Raw genomic sequence first — 23,960 nt, forward strand, 5'->3', positions numbered from 1 at the left:
ACGTTCCAGGGCATGGATGGGTCCGGGCGTTCGATTGCCCGAAAGTGTCAACCATGTCCCCGTACACCTGTCAGCTATGTCTCCAGTCTGTACACGGCGGCAAAGAAAGTAAGTGCCGCCCCGCACAGGGGCATCGCTAATAGACCACTAAGAAAGCAAGGAAAGGCCAACAAGATAGGAACAACAACAAAAACCAAGCCACAGCAGGCAAAGACCCTATCAAGCCGCACTAAGCAACGCGTCCAAGGAAGCCCCCACCTGCTCCCCATTCCGCACAGCAAAAGCCTCCCCAATCATAAGAAGACTAGGCTGAGAAGCATCGAGCCACTGCTGAGCCTCGCCGCAGGCAAGCGCAGAAAGCGTGAGTGTGAGCATCCGCTCACGAGCCGTGCTGCAGGCTTCGACGATGGCCACAGGCGTATGCCCATCACGCCCAGCATCAATCAACTGCTGAGCAATCTCGGGCCCACTATCCCGTCCCATATAGAACACGAGCGAATCCGCATTCACCTGCTCACGAATCGCCTGAGTATCAGCCGCCCGGCTATGGGTCGCCAACGCAACGCTACGAGACACGCCGCGCAGCGTCAAAGACCGCTTCAAAGAAGCCGCACTAGCCAGCGCAGCCGTAATCCCAGGCACAACCTCATACTCAATCCCAGCCGCCTCTAGCGCCCGCATCTCTTCATCAGCACGCCCAAACAACATAGGATCGCCGCCCTTGAGGCGAACAACAACTGCATGCTCCCGCGCCGCATCCACAATCTGCTTGTTGATGAACTGCTGCGCGGTGGAAAGCTGTCCACACCGCTTGCCAACCGCAATCTTGCGCGCATGCGCCGCATACTCCAGCATCTCCGGCTCGACAAGCGCGTCGTGCAACACCACATCCGCCGCGCCAAGCAACCGAGCGCCCCGAACCGTGATGAGATCCGCAGCCCCTGGCCCTGCGCCGATCAGATACACCTTACCCATTTGCCTCAACCCCATTCGTCCGGTTCGTGCAAAACCGCAGCCGCGTACACCCATCAAGCCGTGGCGGATCCGTCAGGCCGAAAACGCCCGGATCATCCCAGCCGCCACCGTATGGTGCGTCGCCTCGTCGATCAGCACGAATGCCCCCGTGCCCTGATGCGAGTCGTACACGTCGCACACCAGCGGCTTTTGCAGCGTCAACGCCACCCGACCAATGTCGTTCATCGTCAGATCGAGACGGTCCGTCGCATGCGACAGCGTATGCACATCCAGCACCTGCCTGATCGCGCCAATGCGCGCAAACACGGTATTCGTGGTCTGCTTCAGCAAATACTTGCGTTGCGTCGACAACGGCGTGTCGTCAAACCAGCACAGGTCGGCTTCGAGCTTCTTCGCCGGTTCCGGCGCCGCTGCACGCAGCACGAACGTATCGCCGCGCGACACGTCCACGTCTTCCGTCAGGCGAATCGTCACCGTCTGGCCCGCAAAAGCGCGGTCCACCTGCGCCGTGCCGCCCGGCACCGGAGCAATGATCTCCGCCACCGTCGCTTCGCGGTTCGCCGGCAGCACCACGATCGTGTCGCCCACCTTCACTTCGCCCGCTTCGATCCGGCCCATGTAGCCGCGGAAATCGTCCGCCTGGCTGCCGTCCTGGCGCGCCACCCACTGCACCGGGAAACGCAGCGCCTGGCCCGTCGGAATCTCCACCGGCAACGCTTCGAGCAGGTCCAGCAGCGGCTCGCCCGCGTACCACGGCATGCGTTCGCTCGCCGTCACGATGTTGTCGCCCTTCAGCGCCGACACCGGCACGAAGCGCACATCGCTCAGACCCAGTTGACGCGCAAGCTCGACATACGCATCGCGGATTTCGTTGAAGCGCGTTTCGCTGTAGTCGACCAGGTCCATCTTGTTGATCGCCACAATCGCATGCTGCAAACCGAGCAGCTTGACGATCGCGCTATGGCGCTTGGTCTGCGGCAGCAGTTGCGCCACGCCGTTTTCAAACGTGACGCGCGTGGCGTCGACCAGAATGATCGCGGCATGCGCCGTCGATGCGCCCGTCACCATGTTGCGCGTGTACTGCTCGTGACCCGGCGTGTCGGCGATGATGAACTTGCGCTTCGCCGTAGCGAAGTAACGGTAGGCAACGTCGATGGTGATGCCCTGCTCGCGTTCGGCTTCGAGGCCGTCCGTCAGCAGCGACAGATCGATTTCGTCGCCCACGGTGCGCTTGTTCTTGGCGCGCGACAGTGCCGACAGTTGATCGCTCAAAACAGCCTTGCTGTCGTACAGCAGACGTCCGATCAGCGTGCTCTTGCCGTCGTCGACGCTACCCGCCGTAATGAAGCGCAGCACGCCGAGGTCTTCCGGTTGATGAATGCTCATGATTTCACTACCCTCGTGTGCTTAGAAATAACCCTGCTTCTTGCGCTGTTCCATCGCGGCTTCGGACACCTGATCGTCCATCCGCGTCGCGCCGCGTTCCGTGATCTCGGTCACGGCCGTTTCGGCGATGATCTTCTCGAGATCGTCGGCGTCGCTTTCCACCGGGCAGGTGCAGCTAATGTCGCCCACCGTGCGGAAGCGCACCTGGGCAACTTCGCTCGTCTCGCCTTCACGCATCGGCGTGAGCGGCGTGACCGGCACCAGCAGGCCGTTGCGGCGCACGATTTCGCGTTGATGCGCGTAATAGATCGACGGCAGTTCGAGCTGCTCGCGGGCAATGTATTGCCACACGTCCAGTTCAGTCCAGTTCGAGATCGGGAACACGCGCAGGTGTTCGCCGTTGTGCAGACGCGCGTTATACAGGCTCCACAGTTCCGGGCGCTGCGCCTTCGGATCCCATTGGCCGAATTCGTCGCGAAACGAGAAGATCCGCTCTTTGGCACGGGCCTTTTCTTCGTCGCGGCGCGCGCCGCCAATCAACGCGGTGAATTCATGTTCGGCGATCGTTTCGAGCAGCGTCACCGCTTGCGCGGCGTTGCGCGAATCCGTCTCGCGGCGCAGGCGCACGGTGCCGCGCTTGATCGAATCTTCGACGTGGCCCACCACCAGCTCCGCGCCGATTTCCTCAGCACGGCGATCGCGGAAGTCGATCACTTCCTGATAGTTATGGCCGGTGTCGATGTGCACGAGCGGAAACGGCAGCACGGTCTTGCGGTTCGCGCCGAGGCCGAATGCCTTCAACGCCAGATGCAGCACAACGACCGAGTCCTTGCCGCCCGAGAACAACAACGCGGGCTTGCTGCATTCGGCGACCAGTTCGCGCAGGATGTGAATCGATTCAGCTTCGAGCCAGTCGAGGTGATCCATCCGGTTCGCCGTGTTGGTGAGCGGTGCGTTGACAGTGGAATCGAGCGTGGTGCTCATGTTCGGGTCCTTCGTGAGTTCGTGTCGCAGGCGGTTGCCCGCGTCACGCAAATATTCTATCGAGAATCGAAACCGGCTTCGGCGTTCAGGCGGAAGCGTTTTCGCTGACGACGGCAATTGGAATCGTGGTGATGTGCAGGCCGCATTCCTTCGTATCGCGCGATTCCCACCACCAGCGTCCTGCCCGGCTGTCCTCGCCGGGACGAATCGCCCGCGTACACGGTTCGCAGCCAATGCTCGGATAACCGCGCGCATGCAGCGGATTGACCGGCACGTCGAAAGCCGTCAGGTACGCCCACACATCGGCTTCGGTCCAGTCCGTCAGCGGATTGAACTTGGCGATATTGCGCGCCGCGTCGTGCTCTTCCTCGTGCAGTTCGGCACGCGTCACCGACTGTTCGCGACGCTGGCCCGTGACCCACGCGCTCACGTCGGACAGTGCACGGTTCAGCGGCTCGACCTTGCGGATTTCGCAGCAACGCTTGCGCAGGTCGACGCTTTCGTAAAACGCGTTCAGGCCATGCGACGCGACGTACTCGTCGACCGATGCCTGTTGCGGATGAAACTGTTCGATCGCGTAGCCATAGCGCTCTTTCACACGGTCGAGCATGCCCAGCGTTTCCGCATGCAGGCGGCCGGTGTTCAGCGAGAAGATGCCGATCTTCACGTCGCGCGAAAGAATTGCGTGAGTGAGCAGCATGTCTTCGGCCGCGAGGCTGCTGGCGAACTTCACGTTCTCGTGGCGCGCCGCGATCGAATCGAGCAACGCATTCAGGCGCTCGATCTTCGCAGCCAGCTCGGGCTTCACAGACGCAGCGGCAGTCATACCGAAGCCTTCTGCGCAGCAGCCGCTGCTTCGCGGCGGCGGAACAGCGGCGACGGGTTGTCCACGGCGCCCTGATACTGCACGGTGAATTCGTCGAACGCTTTCAGTGCATCGTGCAGGTCTTTGTCTGCACGCAAGGCGTACGCGTCGAAGCCGCAGCGGAACATGAACGTCAACTGGTCGCGCAGCACGTCGCCGATCGCGCGAACTTCGCCCTTGTAGCCATAACGCTCGCGCAGCAGGCGCGCAATGCTATAGCCGCGGCCGTCGCGGAACACCGGGAAGTCCACGGCGATCAACGCAATCTTGTCGAAGTCGTTCACGATGTCAGCCGGTTCGCTGTCCGGCGCGAGCCACACGGCGATTTCAGCGGCGCTGCGCGAGGCCGTCAAGGCCTCCCGCTCAGCCTGCCACAACGCGAGCGGCACGATCAGCTTGCCGGCCGGCAACGCGTCCACTGCGGGCAAGGCACCGTCTTCCGCGGCACGCACCACCGTCCAGTCGTCGTTGACGATCGTGCGGTTCTTGATGATAGAAGCCATCTGTTCAGTATCCTTTGTCTCGGTTACGCGTGAGCCGGTTGACGCGATGCGTACACGCGTTCCTTGAACGGGGTCATGCCGATGCGGTTGTACGTTTCGATGAAGCGCTCGCCTTCAATGCGATGCTCCACGAACGTATCGATCACCTTCGACATCACGTCCGGCATCTCTTCCGCCGAAAACGACGGGCCGATTACACGGCCGAGATGCGCGCCCGTCGCGCCCGTCCCCTGCTCGCCGCCGAGCGTCACCTGATACCACTCCGAGCCGTCCTTATCGACGCCCAGAATGCCGATGTTGCCGACGTGGTGGTGACCGCAGGCATTGATACAGCCCGAAATGTTCAGCGACACGTCGCCGAGGTCGTACACGTAATCCAGATCGTTGAAGCGTTCCTGGATCGCGAGGGCAATCGGAATCGACTTCGCGTTCGCCAGCGAGCAGAAATCGCCGCCCGGGCAGGCGATGATGTCGGTCAGCAAACCGATATTCGGCGTCGCAAAACCTTGCGCCTTGGCCTTTTCCCACAGGTCGAACAGATCGCGCTTCTTCACGTTCGCCAGAATCAGGTTCTGTTCGTGCGACACGCGAATCTCGCCCAGCGAATACGCGTCGGCCCAGTCGGCCACGGCTTCCATCTGCGCATCCGTGGCGTCGCCGGGCGCGATCGTGGTCGGCTTCAACGACAACGTCACCGAAGCATACCCGGTCACCTTGTGGGGACGCACATTGCGCTCCACCCAGCGGGCGAAGCCGCGGTTTTCCAGCAGATGCTTTTCGAACGAGGCGTCGGTGTCCGGCAGATTGTCGTACTGCGGCGGCTGGAAGTATTGCGACACGCGGTCCACTTCGGCTTGCGTCAGCGTGGACGGGCCGTCCTTCAGGTGCTGCCATTCCTCTTCGACTTCGGCCGAGAACTTCTCCGGGCTCAACGCCTTCACCAGGATCTTGATGCGCGCCTTGTAGATGTTGTCGCGGCGACCGTAGCGGTTGTACACGCGCAGCACGGCTTCGCAATAGGTCAACAGATGCTGCCAGGGCAGATCGCGGCGAATGATCGCGCCGATGATCGGCGTGCGGCCCATGCCGCCACCGGCCAGGATGTCGGCCACCAGTTCGCCCTGCTCGTTGGTCTTCAGATACACGCCCATGTCGTGGATCTGCACGGCCGCGCGGTCTTCCTTCGAACCGGACACGGCAATCTTGAACTTGCGCGGCAGCCAGGCGAATTCGGGGTGGAACGTCGACCATTGACGCAGGATTTCGGCCCACGGACGCGGATCGACGAACTCATCGGGCGCGACGCCGGCGAACTGGTCGGCAGTGATGTTACGGATACAGTTACCCGAGGTCTGAATGCCGTGCATCTGCACCGCAGCGAGCTTGCGCAGGATTTCCGGCGTTTCTTCGAGCTGGATCCAGTTGTACTGGATGTTCGAGCGCGTCGAAAAATGGCCGTAACCGCGGTCGTGTTCGCGTGCGATCTGCGCCAGCACGCGCATCTGGTCGCTGCGCAGGTTGCCGTACGGAATCGCGATGCGGTGCATGTACGCATGGCGCTGCATGTACAGGCCGTTCTGCAGGCGCAGCGGACGGAACTCCTCTTCGCTCAATTCGCCCGACAAGCGGCGGCGAACCTGATCGGCGTATTGCGCGACCCGTTCATCGACGATGGTCTGGTCGTACTGATCGTATTGGTACATTCGGGGACCCCAGTTTGCGTTACACGCAGCGCTCCGGTTGCGCCACGCAAAGACCTCAGCCTTTGCCAGTGCGGCTGAGCGGGACCTTCGAGACCCCCCGCTCATTTGCTAATGACAAAAACAGATATCCATATTGAAAAAGATGGGGAAATAGTAATAAACTCCCCATATACTTCAAACGACTAAAAAATTCTTTTGATATGCTCAGAGGTTATATATGAACCTGCACCAGTTCCGCTTCGTGCGTGAGGCCGTGCGGCAGAACTTCAACCTCACCGAAGCGGCCAAGGCACTGTATACAAGCCAGCCTGGCGTCTCGAAGGCGATCATCGAGCTCGAAGACGAGCTGGGCGTCGAAATCTTCACCCGGCACGGCAAGCGCGTGCGCTCGCTGACGGAACCGGGGCGCATTATCCTCGCTTCCGTCGAGAAGATCCTGCAGGAGGTAGAGAGCCTGAAGCGCGTCGGTAAAGATTACGCGGCGCAAGACCAGGGCAACCTCGTGATCGCCGCCACCCACACGCAGGCCCGCTACTCACTTCCGGCCGCCATCGCCGAATTCAAGAAGCGCTTCCCGAAAGTTCACCTTTCGATTCTGCAAGGCAGCCCCACGCAGGTCGCGGAGATGGTGATTCACGACCAGGCGGATCTGGCGATCGCCACCGAGGCGATCGCCAACTATAAGGAGCTGGTCTCGCTGCCCTGCTTCCAGTGGCACCACGTCGCCGTGATGCAGCCGGATCACCCGTTGCTCGACCGCAAGCTGCTGTCGCTCGACGATCTGAGCCAATTCCCGTTGATTACGTATGACAACGCGTTTGCGGGCCGCACCAAGATCAACGAGGCGTTCCGGCTGCGCGGGCTCGCGCCGGACATCGTGCTGGAGGCGATCGACGCCGACGTGATCAAGACCTACGTCGAACTGGGGCTGGGCGTCGGCATCATGGCCGATATCGCCTTCAACGCCGAGCGCGACCGCCACCTGCGGGCCATGCCGGTGGGCCATCTGTTCGGCAGCAACGTCACGCGTGTGGCGCTGAAACAGGGGGCTTACCTGCGCAGCTATGTGTATACGCTCGTCGAACTGTTGTCGCCGAGCATGAACCGCAAGCTGATCGAACAGGCGCTCAAGGGCGAACACGAAAGCTACGAGCTGTGAAGAGTGCCCCCAAACCTGTCGCTTCGCGCCAGGCCCCCCGAGGGGGTGCCAAGAAAACTTGGGGCGGCCCGGCGTTTTCTTGGCGCGTGCCCCCAAACCTGTCGCTTCGCACCTGCCAAACTCTTGCATTGCGCTTTTTGAGCCGCTTCAATTTCCGCTTCCCGCTACGGAGATTTTCGATGATGTCGTATAAAAAGAGCCTGCGCGGCATCGCCGCGCTCGGGGCCCTGCTGGCCGCAACGGCCGCACATGCCGACCTGAAAGTCGGCATCGATCTGTCGAGCACCGGCCCTGCAGCCGTGATCGGCATTACCAGCAAGAACGCCATGCTGATGTGGCCGGACACGATTGCCGGACAGAAGGCCGACTACATCATCCTCGACGACGGCTCGGACCCGGGCGCCGCCGTGCGCAATATCCACAAGCTGATCAACGAGGACCACGTCGACGTGATCGTCGGGCCGAATATCACGCCGGCCGCGATGGCCGCGCTGGACCCGGTCGCGGACAGCCAGACGCCGATGATCACGCTGATCGGCTCGGCGAGCGTCGTCGAACCGCAGGAAGGCAAGCGCGTGTGGGCCTTCAAGATGGCGCAAACCGATAGCGCGATGGCCGACGTGATGACCCGCTACATGTCGAACCACAACGTCAAGACGGTGGGCTTCATCGGCTTTGCCGACGGCTACGGCGAAAGCTGGCTCAACGAGTTCTCGAAGTTCGCGGCGCTGCGCCACATCCAGTTAGTTGCCACCGAGCGCTTCAACCGCACGGATGCGAGCGTCACGGGTCAGGTGCTGAAGGTGATGGCGGCCAAGCCCGATGCGATTCTGATTGCGGGTGCGGGGACGCCGACCGTGTTGCCGCAGCGCACGCTGATCGAACGCGGCTTCAAGGGCCCGATTTACCAGACGCATGGTATCGCGACGCCGGAATTCATCAAGCTGGGCGGCAAGGATGTCGAAGGGACGTTGTTCCCCACGCAGCCCGTGGTGGTGGCGCGCACGCTGCCGGCCGATCATCCGGCGAAGAAGGCTGCGCTAGCCTTCGTCAACGCGTATGAGGCGAAGTACGGTCCCGGCTCGGTCACGCAGTTTGCCGGCGATGCGGCCGGCGTGTATCCGCGCTTGCAGGATGCCGTGGCGCGGGCGCTGAAGACGGCGCAACCGGGGACTCCAGCGTTTCGTGTCGCGCTGCGCGATGAGTTGGAACACGCGCATGAACTGGTGGTGCCGAACGGGGTGGTCAATACCAGCGCGAAGGATCACGTCGGGCTGGATCAGCGGGCGAGCGTGATGGGGATTATCAAGGACGGGAAGTTTACGTATTTGAGTCAGTGAGCGGTCAATGATCTGGGTGGGCCGCGGCCGGAAGGCTCGCGGAACCACGCAGCGGCGACGCGTTGTTGTTACAGTAGTCGTCTTTCTCCCCTCCAGCAGTCCCCACCATGCGCACCACCCGAGCCATCCACGCCGTCGAGCGGCTGAAAACCCGCAGCGGCAATCCGCAGTTTGCGGCGATCAGCCTGTCCGGCGGGCTGTTTTATCTCGTCGACAAATCGAGCGGCACCGACAAGAAAGTCTCCGACCCGCTAACGCTCGACGACTTCGTCAAATTCGTCGACGCGTTCGGTCCGCCGAAGCCGCGCAAGGCGAGCAAGCTCGACCTCGCGTTCGAAGAGCAGATCAGGAAGAGCAAGAGCTGAAACCTGCCCGAGTGGGCCACGTCAGGCGCCTGGCGCGAGCCGAACCCGGCCGCTAACGGCACAACGGCGGCGCGCGATGCAGCGCATCGTTCTCGATGATATTGACGCCACGCGTATCGTCGCTGAGCACCTCGGTCACCAGCGCCCGCGCCACCCGCTCGACGGAAACGGAGCGCCACTTCAGCGGCAAATACACGCCAAGGTGCCGCGCGACGCTCTCCAGCGGCCGGCTCTCGGTGCGCTCGCCCATCAGGAACGAAGGCCGTACGATGGTCAGCACCGGATAGTCGAGTTTCTTGAGCCCGTCCTCCACATTCCCTTTCACACGGCTATAAAAAGTCCGCGCGTGCGCATCGGCGCCGATCGCGCTGACAATCGCAAAGTGGGACGCACCATGGCGGCGCGCAATGCCGGCAATCCGCAGCGGATACTCGTAGTCCACTTTACGGAACGCGTTCTGCGATCCGGCCGTGCGGATGGTCGTGCCCAGTGCGCAGATCACCGAATCGACCTTGAAGATGTCCGAATCCGCGTCGGGCCAATCGTAGTCGATCACATGCTCGACGACCCGGTTGGTCGCAGCCGACCCCGTCACCGCCGCACCCGACGCCCGCCGCACCAGCATGCGCACCTCGCCGACCCGGTCGTCGCGGGCGAGCAGGCGCAGGCACGCACTCCCGACGAGGCCCGTGCCGCCAAGCAGCAACACGGTCTGTTTGCGGACGACATTGGCCTGACTGGACGCGAAGGAGGTCGACATGCGTGAGTCCGTAAAAAGGGGCACCGCCGCATCTTACCGCGTCGACAAAACCCTTACCCGGCTCGCACTTCCTGAAGCTGTCCTTGCGCCGCGCTGCTCGCGAGTACCGCCTCGATGAAATGCAGACCCGCAACACCGTCGTCGACGGTCGTGAGAAGCCGGCTTTCGGGCGGAGGCGCTTTGCCCGCATTCAGCGCCTCGATCTGCAAGGCAGCGTCCTGATAGAGCTGCGCGAACGCCTCCAGATAGCCCTCAGGATGCCCCGCCGGCACACGCGTGGCATGCGCCGCGATCGCGCTCGTCACCCGCCCGCGCGTGAGACGCTGCGCTGCGCCGCCCAGCGGCGTGAACCACAGTTCGTTGGGGTTCTCCTGATCGAAGGCGAGACCCGCCTTCGTGCCGTAGACGCGCAACCGTAACGCGTTCTCCGCGCCGCTCGCCACCTGGCTCGCCCACAGCATGCCGCGCGCGCCGTTCTCGTAGCGCAGCATCGCCTGCACGTGATCGTCGACGCGGCGGCCAGGCACGAAGGTGTGCAATTCGGCCGAGAGCCATTTAGGCTTCATCCCGGTCACGAACGACGCAAGGTGATACGCATGCGTGCCGATATCGCCGAGGCACCCTGCCGGGCCGGCCTGCTGCGGATCGGTGCGCCAGCCGGCCTGTTTGTTGGTGCCGGATTGTTCGATCGGCTCCGCCAGCCAGTCCTGCGCGTATTCGACCTGCACGACGCGCAGCGCGCCGAGTTCGCCGGCCTCAACCAGTTCCCGTGCGTGACGGACCATCGGATAGCCGGAATACGTATGCGTCAGCGCGAACAGCCGCCTCTTCTCGTGCGCGAGCCTGGCCAGCGCCTGTCCTTCGGCGAGCGACACGGCGAGCGGCTTGTCGCAGATCACGTGGATGCCCGCTTCGAGAAACGCAGTCGCCACCGGCGCATGCAGATGATTCGGCGTGACGATCGCCACCGCGTCGATGCCGTCGTCCTGGCGCGCGGCTTCCGTCTGCGCCATCTCGCGCCAGTCCGCGTAGCTGCGAGCGATGCCGGCTTCCGCCGCGCTCGCGTGAGCGCGCTGCGGATCGGACGACAACGCGCCCGCCACCAGTTCGAAGCGGTCGTCGAGGCGCGCGGCGATCCGGTGCACCGCGCCGATGAACGCGCCCTGCCCGCCGCCGACCATGCCCAGCCGTAACTTTCGTGTCATGGAAGAAACTCCTTTGATGATGCGCCCAAGTCGCTCAAGTCGCTCAGGTCGCTCAGGCCCGCGTCGCCGCGCGCAGGTGACGCTAGCGTTCGCCGCAACGACGCTCCGACGCTCAGATGCCCAGCACGCGCTTCAATTGCGCTGTATCGACGCCGCTGCCCGCGAAGTCGTCGAACGCATGTTCGGCGACGCGAATGATGTGGCGGCGAATAAACTCGGCGCCCTCGCGCGCGCCATCTTCCGGATGCTTCAGCGCGCATTCCCATTCGAGGACGGCCCAGCCCGGATAATCGTATTGCGCCATCTTCGAGAAGATCGCGCCGAAATCGATCTGGCCATCGCCGAGCGAGCGGAACCGCCCTGGGCGTTCGGTCCAGTTGCTGTAACTGCCGTAGACACCCGCCTTGCCGGTCGGACGAAACTCCGCATCCTTCACATGGAAGGCCTTGATGCGCTCGTGATAGATGTCGATGAACGCGAGGTAATCGAGTTGCTGCAGCACGTAGTGGCTCGGATCGAACAGGATGTTCGCGCGGCGCTGGCCGCGCGTTCCGCTCAAACGCTCCAGAAAACGCTCGAAGGTCACGCCGTCGTGCAGATCCTCGCCCGGGTGCAATTCGTAGGCGACATCCACACCCACCTCGTCGAACGCGTCGAGAATCGGCGTCCAGCGGCGCGCCAGCTCATCGAACGCGGCATCGACGAGACCCGCGGGCCGTTGCGGCCACGGGTACACATACGGCCAGGCGAGCGCGCCCGAAAACGACACATGCGTGTCGAGCCCGAGTCGTCGCGACGCCTGCGCCGCCAGCTTCAGTTGCGCGATCGCCCATTCGGTACGCGCTTGCGGATTGCCCCGCACGTGCGGCGCGGCGAAGCCGTCGAACAGCAGGTCGTAGGCAGGATGCACCGCCACCAGTTGGCCCTGCAGATGCGTCGCCAGTTCGGTGATCTCGACACCGGCGTCGGCCACGACGCCCAGCAGCTCGTCGCAATACGTCTGGCTCGCCGCGGCCTGTTCGAGGTCGATCAGACGCGCGTCGACGGGAACCTGAATGCCCTCGTAGCCGAGACTCGCAGCCCACGTGGCCATGTTTTCCAGCGTGTCGAAGGGCGCCTTGTCGCCCAGGAACTGGGCCAGGTAAATCGCCGGTCCCTTGATGGTCTTCATCGTGTCGCTCCTCGGTCAAAGGCTGGGCCGCACGCCGCCGGGCGCGCGGCCCAGCGCGTTAAAACGGCGAATCCGGGAAGTAGTAGTCCTTCGCGTTGTCTTTCGTGACGAGCACCGACGGCACAATCGTCTTCGCCGGCAGCGTCTGGCCCTTCAGACGGGCTTCGGCGGTCAGCTTGATGGCGTCGTAGATGAACTTCGGCGAATACGTGACGTCCGCGTTGATCAGCTTGTCGCCGTCCAGCACGCGCTTGATCATCTCTTTCGAGCCGGCGCCGCCCAGCACTTCCTTGATGTCGGTGCGCTTCGCCTGATCGATGGCCTTGAGCACGCCCACCGACATGTCGTCATCGGCGGACCAGACCGCGTCGATATGCTTGAAGCGCGTCAGGTAGTCCTGCATGACCTTGAACGCATCGTCGCGATTCCAGTTGGCGTATTTGGCGTCGAGCACCTTCACGCCGGGGCAGGCCTTCAACGCTTCGGTGAACGCGCTATAGCGTTCGTTATCGAGCGTGGTCGGAATGCCGCGCAACGCGACGATGTCGCCCTGGCCGTTCAGGCTCTTGCAGAAGTACTCGCCGGCCAGCCTGCCGAATGCCGTGTTGTCGCCGGCCACGTACGCATCCTGCGCGCTGGTGTCGGTCAGGCCGCGATCCACCACCGTCACGTAGATGCCCTTCTTCTTCACCTGCGCCACCGGCTGCGTCAGCGAAGCCGATTCATGCGGGAAGATCACGAGTGCGTTGATCTTGTTGACGGTGACCATGTCCTGCAACTGGTTGGCCTGCTCCGGCGCGCTCGCCGACGTTTTGAGGATCACCTTCAGGTCCGGATGCGCCTTCTCCATGTCCTCCTTGGCCTTGTTCGCCCACCAGTCGATGCCGCCCGTAAAGCCGTGATCGGCCGTCGGGATCGCCACGCCCAAGATAACCTTGTCGTCGGCACGCGCTGCGCCGGCGGCCCCTAGTATCCCCAACGCCAGCACGCCGGCGCCGATCGCTCGAATGACCTGCTTCATGGTGTGTCTCCAGTGTTTATGAGGCGCTTTCGTGCGCCAAGGATTATTGAACTGCTTGCCGCCATGCCTGCATGTGCCCACTGCTCCTCTTTACCGCCGCCCGCGCTGCAAAAACGCCACAACGATAATCACCGCCCCCTGCACCGCCGCGTTCAGATACACGCTGATGATGCTGGTGAGATTCAGAATGTTCGCGATCACCGACAGCAGGATCGCGCCGATCACCGTGCCGATCACGCGCCCCTCGCCGCCCTTGAGCGCGGTACCGCCGACCACCACCGCCGCGATCGCCTCCAGCTCCCACAGGATGCCGGTAGTGGGCGTGGCCGAACCGAGGCGCGGCACGTAGAGCACCGTCGCCACGCCCACACATATACCAAGGAGTACGTAAGTCACGATCTTCACCGTATCGACGCGAATCGCGGCATAGCGCGCAACCTGTTCGTTCGAGCCGATCGCCTGCACGTGCCGGCCGAACGCGGTGCGGTTCAGGATCAGCGTGCCGCCTGCCGCCACCACCAGAAACACCCAGATCGGCACCGGCACGCCGAGCAGGCTCGCGTAATACACGGGACTATAGAGATCGGTCAGCGAGTTGTTGAGCGTGAGCGCGCCGCCGTCGGCCAGCCACGTGAGCACCGCGCGAAAGATGCCGAGCGTGCCCAGCGTGACGATGAACGGCTCGATACGCCCCTTGGTGATCAGCAGGCCATGCGCCCAGCCGAACAGTCCGCCGAGGACAAACGCCAGCGCAATGCCGATGGCGATGATCGCAAGCGGCGCGAAGGTGTGTCCGCCGACACCCGCCGACAAGCCGTTCATCAGCCAGATCATGCTGCCGGCGATCAAGGCGGCCATCGAACCGACCGACAGATCGATGCCGCCGGAAATGATCACAAAGGTCTCGCCGACCGCGATGATGCCGATGAACGACGTGCGCGTAAGCACGTTCATCAGGTTGTCGACGGTGGCGAAATCGTGATTGAGCAAGGTGCCGACAATGCACAGCACGACGAGGCCCACCAGCGGCCCCAGCCCGTACAGATGATGCGCGAGACGCATCGCGCGGCCGGCTTGAGCGGCTTCAGTGGGTGCCGGTCGCATGGGCGATCAACTCCTCTTCGGTCAGGTGGTCGAGATCGAGCGTGGCCTGCAGGCGACCCGCACGCATCACGGCGACGCGATGGCACAGGCCGATCAGCTCGATCAGTTCGGATGAAATGACGATCACCGCGCGCCCTTGCGCGGCGAGCCGGTGAATCAGGAAATAGATGTCGCGCTTCGAGCCGACATCGACGCCGCGCGTCGGCTCGTCGAGCACGATCACATTCGGCCTCGGCTGCAGAAACTTGGCGAGCGCGAGCTTCTGCTGATTGCCGCCAGAGAGCATGCGGGCGCGGCTCGACAGGTCGCCGGTGCGAATGCCGAAGTCCGCGACGGCCTGCTTGAGCGCCACGCGCCCCGCTTTCAGATCGAGCAACGGATGCGCGTACTGCTCGAGCGTCATCAGCGTGAGGTTGTCCTGCAGGTTCAGATTGACGTGCAGCGCCTTGCCTTTGCGGTCCTCGCTGAGATACGTGAGGCCGTGGCGCATCGCATCGAGCGGCCGTTTCACTTCCACGACATGGCCGCCAATCTCGATGCGCCCCGCGCTGCGGCGACGCAGGCCAAGGATGGCCTCGAAGGCTTCGGTGCGGCCGGCGCCCACGAGACCCGCGAAGCCGAGCACTTCACCCGCGCGCACCTCGAAACTCAACTGCTCGACCCAATCCGGCACGACCAGGCCTTCGACCTTCAGGGCGACTAAAGCGTCAGCCGCCACCGCGGCCTTGTCCGGGAACATATCGGACACGTCGCGCCCGACCATCAGGTTCGCCATCTGCTGACGCGCGAGCCCCGCGGTCGCGCCGCGCGCGACGAAGCGGCCATCGCGCATCACGATCACCTCGTCGGTGATGTGCTCGACTTCATCGAGCTTGTGCGAGATGTAGATGATCGTCACGCCCTCGGCCTTGAGTTTCGTCATCAGCGCAAACAGGCGCTCGGTCTCGGATGGGGTGAGCGTGGCCGTGGGCTCGTCCATGATCAGCAGACGCGCGTTACGCGACAACGCCTTGGCAATTTCCACCATCTGCTTTTCCGCGACGATCAGCTCGCGCACTTTCGTATCCGGCGGTTTCTTCAAGCCCACCTGCGCGAGATAGCGCGTTGCCTCCGCGCGCATCGCCGCATCGTCGAGCAGCCAGCCACGGCGTTTTTCGTGCCCCAGGTACATGTTCTGCGCAATCGACAGATGCTCCGCCAGGTTGAACTCCTGGTGGATCAGCACGATGCCCGCCGCTTCGGCCTCGCGCGAACTGGCGAACTGCTGCGCCTGACCGTCGATCAGCAGCGTGCCGGTGGTCGCCGCCTCATAGCCGGCGAGGATTTTCATGAGCGTCGATTTGCCCGCGCCGTTCTCGCCCAGCAATCCGTAGATGCGGCCCGGCGTCAGTTCGAAACTCACGCCATGCAGCACGCGCACCGGGCCGAAGTCTTTGCGGATGTCGTCGAAGCGCACGGCGAGGCTCATGGCTTACGCACTCCCGCGAATCACGAGCCGGTGCGGCAACAGCACGCCGGGCACGTTGGCCAGCGGATTGGCCAGGCGCTGCAGCAGCAGGCGCGCGGCGGTTTCGCCGAGCTCGCGCATGGGCTGCGCGATGGTCGTAAGCGGCGGGTCGATCTGCGCTGCGAGCGAGATATCGTCGAAGCCGACCACCGCGACGTCGTCCGGCACGCGCTTGCCGACACTGCGCAGGCCGTGGATCACGCCGATCGCCAGTGTGTCCGACACCGCGAAGATGGCGCTCGGCGCGTCGCGTTGCGACATCAGCAGCGCGGCGGCCGAGGCCCCCGCTTCGTAGTCGAGACTGTTCAGGTTCATGCGCCAGCGCTCGTCGGGCGTGATGCCGGCTTCGCGCAGGGCGTCGAGGTAGCCTTGCTGGCGTTGCCGCGCGTAGAGGTAGGCGACGTCGGAATTGATCAGGCCGATGCGCCGATGCCCTTGCGCCAGCAAATGACGCACGGCGTCGCCGGCCGCGCGGTAGTTGTCGATCCCCACGTACGGCACGCCGACCGCCGGATCGAACTCGCAGCACGCCACCCACGGCAGCGCGCCCGATTCCTCGGCGAGCGCCTGCTGCACGGTGGCCGGGTCCAGACAGATGGCGCCGTCCGCGCGACGCCGCCGCAGCAGGTCGAAGTAGCTGCGCTCGCGGCCGGGATCGGCACCCGTGTCGCACAGCAACATGAAATAGCCGTGCTGGCGCGCCACGCCGTCGATGCCGCGCACGATCTCCGCGTAAAACGGGTTGCCGACGTCCGGCACCATCGTCAGCAGCAGGCGGCTCTCAGCCGTGCGCAGGTTGCGGGCGAGTTCGTTGACGCGGTAGCCGCTCGCGTCCACCGCCGCCAGCACCTTGTCGCGCGTGGCGGGACGCACGTTCGAGTGGCCGTTCAGGACCCGCGACACGGTCGCCACGGACACGCCGGCCTGCTCGGCGACGCCCGCAATGGAATTGCCGTCGGACGGCGGGCTTCCGGTTCGGGGTTCGTCAGTTTCAGATTGAGGCAGTCGGGCCACGTTTTTTTGCCGCGAAAATGTAATCGATTACATTTTTGAGCGATGGTCCGGCGAATCGCAAGGACCGTCTTGTAGGGATTAACACGGGCCGGGTTGGCACCAGGTTGGCCCCGGATTGCCGCCCTGTTGCCCGTCAGGAGACGGGTTTCGCCCCCGGTTTGGTACAATTCCGAAGTTGTCCCGAACCCCCACGAGTCGCACCTAAACCGAACCGCCGAATCCACCATGAATATCGAACAAGCGCGTTTCAACATGATCGAACAGCAGATCCGTCCCTGGGAAGTGCTCGACCAGGACGTGCTGAACCTGCTGTCGATCGTCAAGCGTGAAAATTTCGTCCCCACGGTCTACCGCGAACTGGCTTTCGTCGACTTCGAAGTGCCGCTGCCGGCCGGCCAGCACATGCTGGCGCCGCGCGTCGAAGCGCGCGTGCTGCAGGAACTGGCGGTGAAGAAGCATGAGAGCGTGCTGGAAATCGGCGCGGGGTCGGGTTACATGGCGGCGCTGCTCGCAAACCGCGCGCAGCACGTGCTGAGCGTGGATATCGAGCCGGAACTCGCCGAACTGGCGAAGGCCAATCTGGCCGCCAACGGCGTGCTGAATGCGGAAGTCGTCACCGGCGACGCCTCGCGCGGCTGGCCGACGGCTGCACCCTACGACGTGATCTGCGTCTCGGGCGGCCTGCCCGTCCTGCCGCAAGAAATCCTCGAGCATCTGAAGATTGGCGGCCGTCTGGCGGCGTTCGTGGGCACCGCACCGGTGATGAAGGCGCAGATCATTACGCGCATCGACGAGAAGCAGTACCGCATTGCCGATGTGTTCGAGACTTACGTCGAACCGCTGATCAACGCTCTGCAGCCGCCGCGCTTCAAGTTCTGAGACCACTGATGCAAAACCTGACCGCTCCCGCTCTGGCCGAATGGCTTGCCGATCAATCGCGTCCCGCGCCCGTGCTGCTCGACGTGCGCGAACCGTGGGAAATCCAGACGGCGTCGATCGCCGGCGCCGTGTCGATTCCCATGCGTGAGATTCCGGCCCGCAGCGAAGAACTCGACGACGACGCGCAGATCGTGTGTGTTTGCCATCACGGCGCGCGCAGTGCGCAAGTGGCGATGTTCCTCGAATCGCGCGGACATAAGAACGTGTTCAATCTGCAGGGTGGGATTGATGCGTGGTCGCGCCAGGTTGATCCGGCTGTACCGACGTATTGATTTGAGTCGGGTTGTGCACGGGCCGCGGTCGTTTTAGCTGCGGCTTGTGCAGTCCGATTGATGTTTTCCTGGTTGCACCTGGTTGTGAGGCAGGCCTCTCCATGAGGCACCCTCCAGCGCGTTGAGAATCCCCCAGCCATCGCAACAGCAGCGCTGCAGGCGCCACAACGGCGCGTACGCTCCCGTCCTGTACTCCCCTCTGCTTCACGATCTTCCGCGCCTCCGCCTTTACCCGCGTTTCGGCTAATCGCTGAACGCGGCGATGTTTCGCTTGATCGCTCCAGAAATTTCCCAAGGTATCCTCAGCAACGTCTCTGGCACCATGCTGCGACCTGTTCGATCCGCAGTGACGCGCGTCGATTCCCGTAGAGCAAGAGACCATGAAAACATCCCGTTCGACGCTCGGCGTTGCGATGCTTGCCTTCAGTATGGCGCTTTCAGCCTGTGGCGGAGGCGGCAGCGCAGGCAACGGTAACGCCTCGGGCAACTCGGCCATCGACTGGCCGGCCACGCCTAACTCGCCTGCCGCCCCCAGTTGGCCTGCCAATTCGGGGAGCGGCTCGTCCACCAGCAACAGCACACCGGGCGGCACCATGCCGGCCAATCCGACCAATGCCCCAGCCAACGGGCCGGCCACCATTACGCCGGTCAGTGGGTCGAATACCGCAACGATCACCGTCGACGGCAAGACCATGATCAACCAGCCGTATGTGACGATCACGCTGTGTGCGTCTAACGCACAGGGCAGCAGTCAATGCGCGACGGTCGACCGCATGATCCTCGACACCGGTTCGAGCGGCGTGCGAGTGGTAGCCAGCGCGCTCAGCAGCGCCTTCGCCGCGCAGATGCCGGCGCAAACCGGCGCAACCGACGACCCAGGCGGCAACGCGCCGATCGCGCAATGCGCGACGTTCGGCTCCGGCTTCACGTGGGGCTCGGTGAAGCGGGCCGCGGTGACGATCGGCGGTGAAACCTCGAGCGTGATACCCGTCCAGCTGATAGGCGACGCAAAGTTTGCCGTGCCCACCGATTGCAGCGCGCGCGGCGGCAAGGACCTCAGCACGGTGAGCGCCTTGGGCGGCAACGGCATCGTCGGCATCAGCAATCTGGTGTATGACCACGCGGCTTCGGCGAACACGATCTACCCCGCGGCGTTCTACTATTGCTCGAGCGCCACCTCATGCACCAATACCCGCGTGGCCGTGAGCAAACAGCCGATGAACCCGGTTGCCGCGTTCCCCAGCGACAACAACGGCACGATCATCCGCTTGCCGGGTTTGTCGTCCGCGGGAGCGGGCGGCGCCACGGGACAAGTGATATTCGGCATCGGCACGCAGCAGAACAACACGATGCCATCGGGCGTGAATATCCTGCCGCTGAATCAATACGGCTATTTCACCAGCGTCTATAAGGGCCGCTTGCTCACCGTGAGCGCGGTGGACAGCGGCACCAACATGTTCGTCTTCCCGGACAGCGCAATCCCAATCTCGAACGGCTTCTACGTGCCTGCGGCGCCGCTTGCGCTTGCCGCGATCTTCCAGGCTGCGAGCGGAGCCGGTACGCCGATCAACGTCCCGTTCGAGATCGCTAACGCCAATAATCTGTACGCGAGCGGCAATGCGGCCTTCAATAACTTTGGTATGAACGCGTCGGGGATGGTTCTCTGGGGGCTGCCGTTCTTCTATGGCCGCACCGTGTACACCGTACTCGAGAACGCGAAGGTCGGCGCGCAGGCCGGGCCGTTCGTGGCCTTCTAACGCGCGGCTACCGTGCTACGTGCCGGCGGGCAGACGTCGTGCGGCCTCCGCCGGTCAGCTTTATCCAGGCACCGTCAATGAAGCGCTTTCCGGCTTCGCTTTAAGACGTTTCCGACCGTTTGGCTCGCCGCTCGCTGGCAACATGCTCCGACCTATTTTTCGGAGCAATGTGATGAAATTTGTAAAGATCGCGCTGGCGATTGCAACGTTATTGCCGCTCGCGTCTTACGCGACGCTGGGTGGCGCGCCGGGCGCGGCCTCGTCTGCTCCGAAGGGGCTTCGTTCGATGCTCCAGACCACGGCAGCCTACTCCGTGCATGCATCCGTCGATGCCGACGGCGTCACCGTGCGCGAGTACACGCTGCCGGACAACGTCGTCTTCGCCGTCACGTGGCAGGGTCCGGTGCGGCCCGATATGAGCGCGCTGCTCGGCAGCTATTTTCAGCGCTTTGTCTCCGCAGGCGAAGGACGTGCCCACGGCACCGGTCCGATGATCGAGCGCAGCGGCGATCTCGTGATTCAGTCCGCCGGCCGGCCCGGCAATTTCTTCGGTAAGGCGTATGTCCCGCGCCTCGTGCCCGCCGGCGTCAATGCAGACGATCTGCAGTAAGACGAACTGTAGATTCTCTGGAAAACGCGATTATGAAGAAGTTGAACAAGACACTGTGCTTCGCACTGCTGAGCGCTAGCGTGGCGGTTTCCGCGTGTGGCGGCGGTGGTGCTGGCGATAAGGGCGATGGTAATGCGGCGCAGGATAAGGGTGACACGGTGGTGCCGGTTACGCCTACGCCGAGTCCGAGTCCTTCGCCGAGTCCGACACCAGGTCCCACGCCGAACCCACGCCCGACGCCTACGCCGACGCCCACTCCTGCACCGAGTCCGACGCCAGCTCCGAGTCCGACGCCTACGCCGGTCCCTACGCCGACTCCAACGCCAACTCCAACCCCAACGCCTACACCAACTCCTACACCTACACCTACACCAACTCCAACACCGACTCCAACACCGACTCCAACACCGACTCCAACACCGACTCCAACACCCGTCGTCAATAACACTGCACCGATCGTCGTTGACCGGACGATGAACGGCATCAACAGCCTCTACGTGACCGCGACGATCTGCTATCCCGGCACGCAAGGTAGCAACCAATGCGCGACCGTCGATCACATGCTGCTCGACACCGGTTCCGTCGGCGTTCGCGTACTAGCAAGCGCGCTCGGCTCGGCACTCCCTTCGCAATTGCCCGCACAAACCGGCGCCACCAACGACCCGACCGGCAACGCGCCGATTGCCCAATGCGCGATCTTCGGTTCCGGCTATACATGGGGGTCTGTCAAGCGAGCGGACGTGTCGATCGGCGGCGAATCCGCCGGGAATCTGCCCATCCAGGTCATCGGCGACGGCGCCTTTGCTACGCCGTCGGATTGCGTTTCACGCGGCGGGACCAACATCGGCGCCATCGCGAAGCTCGGCGCGAAGGGCGTTATCGGTATAGGGTCGGGCATACGCGACTTCCCGGCCGCTGCGCAAACCGTGTTGCCAGCGACCTATTACTACTGCGCGTCGTCGGGTTCTTGCACTGGCGCACGCGTGCCGCTCGATACGCAAGTGATGAACCCTGTCGCCGACTTCACGTCGGACAACAACGGGACGATCATCAGCCTGCCCCCGCTGCAGGCAGGAGGTCAAGCTACCGCGATGGGCCAACTGATATTCGGCATCGGCACCCAGCAGAACAATGCGTTACCCTCGAGCGCGAACATTCTGAAGTTGGATCAGAACGGCCTCTTCACAACGGTCTATAAAGGCAGCGCGCTGACCAGTGCGATCGATAGCGGCACGAACGTGTACTACTTCCCCGACACCACGATCCCGACCGCGTTCGTATGGCCGGACACGTGGTACGCCCCGTCGACGCCGCTCAGCTTGTCAGCAGGCCTGAAGGCGAGCAATGGCAGCGGCTCGTCCGCAACGGTACCGTTTTCATTGAGCAACGCGGCCAACCTGCTGGCGAATCCTTATGCCGCCTACGATAGTCTCGGCGCACCGTTGTCCGGGGGATTCATCTGGGGCTTGCCGTTCTTCTACGGCCGCAACGTGTATACCGTGCTCAACAACGCCAAGGTCGGTTCGCAAACCGGACCGTTCGTCGCCTTCTAAATGACGAGCGTCACGCGCGACTAAAAACGAGAGGCTGGCGCCGCAAGGCTGCCAGCCTCTCGTCATCGCAGGGCGCACGCTCACCCCTCAGCCACGCCTACCGCGCTTCCTAAGCCACCTCCTTCAACACCTCCCTCACCGTGGCAAAAATCTCCGCGATCTGCCCGTCCTCAACGATAAGCGGCGGCGAGAACGCCAGAATATCCCCCGTATAACGCGTCAACACGCCCTTCTCATAGCAGCGCACAAACACGTCATACGCCCTGGCCCCGGGCGCTCCCTCACGCGGCGCCAGTTCCACCCCACCCACCAGACCCAGATTACGCACATCGATCACATGCCGCGCATCGCGCAGCTTGTGAATCTCCCGCTCGAACACCGGCGCCATCCGCGCCGCGCGCTCGAACAGACCCTCGCGCTCGTACAGATCGATCGTCGCGCACGCCGCCGCAGCCGCAATCGGATGCCCTGAATAGGTATAGCCATGAAACAGCTCGATGCCGGCCGGCGCCCCGTTGACGATCGAGTCGTGAACCTTTGCACTCGCCGCCACCGCCCCCATCGGCGCGGCGGCGTTGTTGGTGCCTTTGGCCATCGTCAGCAGATCGGGCGTCACGCCAAAATATTGCGCGGCAAACGGCGCCCCAAGCCGGCCCCAGCCGGTGATCACCTCGTCGAAGATCAGCAGGATGCCGTGCCGGTCGCAGATCTGGCGCAGCCGCTCCAGATACCCCTCAGGCGGAATCAGCACACCGGTCGACCCCGCTACCGGCTCGACAATCACCGCCGCAATCGTCGACGCGTCGTGCAGCGTCACGATGCGCTCCAGTTCGTCGGCCAGGTGCGCGCCCCACTTGGGCTGCCCCTTCGAAAACGCCGCCTCCCTGATATTGAGCGTATGCGGCAAATGATCGACCGCAGGCAGCAAGCCGCCCGAGAACGCCTTGCGGTTCGGCGCAATCCCGCCCACCGAGATGCCGCCGAAGCCCACGCCGTGATACCCCCGCTCCCGCCCGATGAAGCGCGTGCGTTGCCCCTCGCCCCGTGAGCGGTGATACGCCAGCGCGATCTTCAACGCGGTATCGACGGCCTCCGAGCCCGAGTTCACAAAGAAGATGTGCTTCAGGTCGCCGGGCGTGTGCCGGGCGATCTTCGTGGCTGCCTCGAAGGCCTTCGGGTGCCCCATCTGGAAGGTGGGGGCGAAATCCATCTCGGCCGCCTGCGCCTGCACCGCCGCCACGATCTCGTCGCGACAGTGGCCGGCGTTGACGCACCAGAGGCCCGCGGTGCCGTCGAGAATGCGCCGCCCGTCGTGCGACGTGTAGTACATCCCTTTCGCGCTCGCCAGCAGGCGCGGCGCGCTCTTGAACTGACGGTTCGCCGTGAAGGGCATCCAGAACGCGGCCATATCCGGGGGATTGGCGCTCGTTGTCACGCGCTCGTTCATTTCGTGTCTCCTCGCAAGGTGGGTCTTTCAGTGTAGGCAGTCGCACGCTCATGCACAAAGGCGCGGCGGAGATGCACCGTGGCCGCTCCTTGGCGGCGAAGGACGCTTCGTTGCAGCGCGGCACGCACCGCAAGGAGGCGGGTCGCCGCGAAATGCACCAGTTTTGCGCTCAGCGCGCATAACGCCACAGAATTAACCCGCACAGCACGACCGCATCGCAGCGTGCATCCCGCCCCTTGACGGTCAGTTTTACCACTTGGCATGTGCCTTGCAGTAGTGGTCGGGCAAACCATGCAGGACAGCCTTTCATGGCTGGAATC

22 protein-coding genes are annotated in these 23,960 nt (G+C 63.5%); 8 read left to right on the forward strand and 14 right to left on the reverse strand.

Annotation, left to right across the window (positions count from 1 at the left end; all coding sequences use genetic code 11):
• Positions 1–219: 219 nt before the first annotated feature.
• The 6 genes from cobA to P3T42_RS13330 form a co-directional block, all read right to left on the reverse strand.
• Positions 220–975, reverse strand: a complete 756-nt coding sequence (cobA, locus tag P3T42_RS13305) for a uroporphyrinogen-III C-methyltransferase (RefSeq protein WP_074302752.1) — start codon at positions 973–975, stop codon at positions 220–222.
• A gap of 72 nt (positions 976–1,047) precedes the next feature.
• On the reverse strand, positions 1,048–2,364 hold the full coding sequence (locus P3T42_RS13310; RefSeq protein WP_171991779.1) for a sulfate adenylyltransferase subunit 1: 1,317 nt from the start codon (positions 2,362–2,364) through the stop codon (positions 1,048–1,050).
• 18 nt (positions 2,365–2,382) lie between these two features.
• Positions 2,383–3,345, reverse strand: a complete 963-nt coding sequence (gene cysD, locus P3T42_RS13315; protein WP_074302754.1) for a sulfate adenylyltransferase subunit CysD — start codon at positions 3,343–3,345, stop codon at positions 2,383–2,385.
• An 85-nt stretch (positions 3,346–3,430) separates the two neighbouring features.
• Complete coding sequence (locus P3T42_RS13320; protein WP_429306313.1) at positions 3,431–4,171, reverse strand: phosphoadenylyl-sulfate reductase; 741 nt, start codon at positions 4,169–4,171, stop codon at positions 3,431–3,433.
• Positions 4,168–4,713 carry a DUF934 domain-containing protein gene (locus P3T42_RS13325; RefSeq protein ID WP_074302103.1) on the reverse strand — a complete coding sequence of 182 codons (546 nt, stop codon included), beginning with the start codon at positions 4,711–4,713 and terminating at the stop codon, positions 4,168–4,170. The genes P3T42_RS13320 and P3T42_RS13325 overlap by 4 nt, the downstream gene beginning before the upstream one ends.
• A gap of 23 nt (positions 4,714–4,736) precedes the next feature.
• Positions 4,737–6,416: a nitrite/sulfite reductase gene (locus P3T42_RS13330; RefSeq protein ID WP_429306314.1), complete on the reverse strand. Its 1,680-nt coding sequence runs from the start codon at positions 6,414–6,416 to the stop codon at positions 4,737–4,739.
• 217 nt (positions 6,417–6,633) lie between these two features.
• Here P3T42_RS13330 and P3T42_RS13335 point away from each other — a divergent pair, with 217 nt between their 5' ends.
• The 3 genes from P3T42_RS13335 (at position 6,634) to P3T42_RS13345 (ending at position 9,280) form a co-directional block, all read left to right on the forward strand.
• Positions 6,634–7,575, forward strand: coding sequence for a CysB family HTH-type transcriptional regulator (locus P3T42_RS13335; protein WP_074302105.1), 942 nt, complete (start codon positions 6,634–6,636; stop codon positions 7,573–7,575).
• Between the two features lie 179 nt (positions 7,576–7,754).
• Positions 7,755–8,915: an ABC transporter substrate-binding protein gene (locus P3T42_RS13340; RefSeq protein WP_429306315.1), complete on the forward strand. Its 1,161-nt coding sequence runs from the start codon at positions 7,755–7,757 to the stop codon at positions 8,913–8,915.
• Positions 8,916–9,022: 107 nt separating this feature from the next.
• Positions 9,023–9,280 (forward strand): hypothetical protein, encoded by a 258-nt coding sequence (locus P3T42_RS13345; protein ID WP_074302107.1) that lies wholly within the window; start codon positions 9,023–9,025, stop codon positions 9,278–9,280.
• Positions 9,281–9,332: 52 nt separating this feature from the next.
• Here P3T42_RS13345 and P3T42_RS13350 read toward each other — a convergent pair whose 3' ends face one another.
• The 7 genes from P3T42_RS13350 to P3T42_RS13380 all read right to left on the reverse strand — a co-directional run bounded on the left by P3T42_RS13350 (position 9,333) and on the right by P3T42_RS13380 (position 17,053).
• A complete protein-coding gene (locus P3T42_RS13350; RefSeq protein WP_074302108.1) occupies positions 9,333–10,040 on the reverse strand; it encodes an NAD(P)H-binding protein in 708 nt (235 codons plus the stop codon).
• Positions 10,041–10,093: 53 nt separating this feature from the next.
• A complete protein-coding gene (locus tag P3T42_RS13355) occupies positions 10,094–11,245 on the reverse strand; it encodes a Gfo/Idh/MocA family protein (RefSeq protein ID WP_429306316.1) in 1,152 nt (383 codons plus the stop codon).
• Between the two features lie 112 nt (positions 11,246–11,357).
• A complete protein-coding gene (locus tag P3T42_RS13360) occupies positions 11,358–12,416 on the reverse strand; it encodes a sugar phosphate isomerase/epimerase family protein (RefSeq protein WP_074302110.1) in 1,059 nt (352 codons plus the stop codon).
• Between the two features lie 58 nt (positions 12,417–12,474).
• Entirely contained in the window at positions 12,475–13,437 is a 963-nt protein-coding gene (locus tag P3T42_RS13365; RefSeq protein ID WP_074302111.1) for a substrate-binding domain-containing protein, read from the reverse strand.
• A 90-nt stretch (positions 13,438–13,527) separates the two neighbouring features.
• Complete coding sequence (locus P3T42_RS13370) at positions 13,528–14,541, reverse strand: ABC transporter permease (RefSeq protein WP_074302112.1); 1,014 nt, start codon at positions 14,539–14,541, stop codon at positions 13,528–13,530.
• Positions 14,522–16,009 (reverse strand): sugar ABC transporter ATP-binding protein, encoded by a 1,488-nt coding sequence (locus P3T42_RS13375; RefSeq protein ID WP_429306317.1) that lies wholly within the window; start codon positions 16,007–16,009, stop codon positions 14,522–14,524. The genes P3T42_RS13370 and P3T42_RS13375 overlap by 20 nt, the downstream gene beginning before the upstream one ends.
• Positions 16,010–16,012: 3 nt before the next feature.
• A complete protein-coding gene (locus tag P3T42_RS13380) occupies positions 16,013–17,053 on the reverse strand; it encodes a LacI family DNA-binding transcriptional regulator (protein WP_429306561.1) in 1,041 nt (346 codons plus the stop codon).
• Between the two features lie 234 nt (positions 17,054–17,287).
• Here P3T42_RS13380 and P3T42_RS13385 point away from each other — a divergent pair, with 234 nt between their 5' ends.
• From P3T42_RS13385 to P3T42_RS13405, 5 genes are all read left to right on the forward strand, one after another.
• The gene (locus P3T42_RS13385; protein ID WP_429306318.1) at positions 17,288–17,941 is read left to right on the forward strand and encodes a protein-L-isoaspartate O-methyltransferase family protein; all 654 of its coding nucleotides are present in this window, start codon (positions 17,288–17,290) and stop codon (positions 17,939–17,941) included.
• An 8-nt stretch (positions 17,942–17,949) separates the two neighbouring features.
• Positions 17,950–18,273: a rhodanese-like domain-containing protein gene (locus P3T42_RS13390; RefSeq protein WP_074265535.1), complete on the forward strand. Its 324-nt coding sequence runs from the start codon at positions 17,950–17,952 to the stop codon at positions 18,271–18,273.
• Positions 18,274–18,653: 380 nt separating this feature from the next.
• Positions 18,654–20,030 (forward strand): DUF3443 family protein, encoded by a 1,377-nt coding sequence (locus P3T42_RS13395; protein ID WP_429306319.1) that lies wholly within the window; start codon positions 18,654–18,656, stop codon positions 20,028–20,030.
• A 172-nt stretch (positions 20,031–20,202) separates the two neighbouring features.
• Positions 20,203–20,640, forward strand: a complete 438-nt coding sequence (locus tag P3T42_RS13400) for a DUF2844 domain-containing protein (RefSeq protein WP_074302117.1) — start codon at positions 20,203–20,205, stop codon at positions 20,638–20,640.
• Positions 20,641–20,672: 32 nt separating this feature from the next.
• Positions 20,673–22,193 (forward strand): DUF3443 domain-containing protein, encoded by a 1,521-nt coding sequence (locus P3T42_RS13405; protein ID WP_429306320.1) that lies wholly within the window; start codon positions 20,673–20,675, stop codon positions 22,191–22,193.
• A 109-nt stretch (positions 22,194–22,302) separates the two neighbouring features.
• Here the strand turns inward: P3T42_RS13405 and P3T42_RS13410 are convergent, their stop codons facing one another.
• The gene (locus P3T42_RS13410; protein ID WP_429306321.1) at positions 22,303–23,640 is read right to left on the reverse strand and encodes an aspartate aminotransferase family protein; all 1,338 of its coding nucleotides are present in this window, start codon (positions 23,638–23,640) and stop codon (positions 22,303–22,305) included.
• Between the last annotated feature and the right edge of the window lie 320 nt (positions 23,641–23,960).

The organism is Paraburkholderia sp. GAS38, from assembly GCF_050434965.1.
In the GTDB taxonomy this organism is placed as follows: domain Bacteria; phylum Pseudomonadota; class Gammaproteobacteria; order Burkholderiales; family Burkholderiaceae; genus Paraburkholderia; species Paraburkholderia phenazinium_A.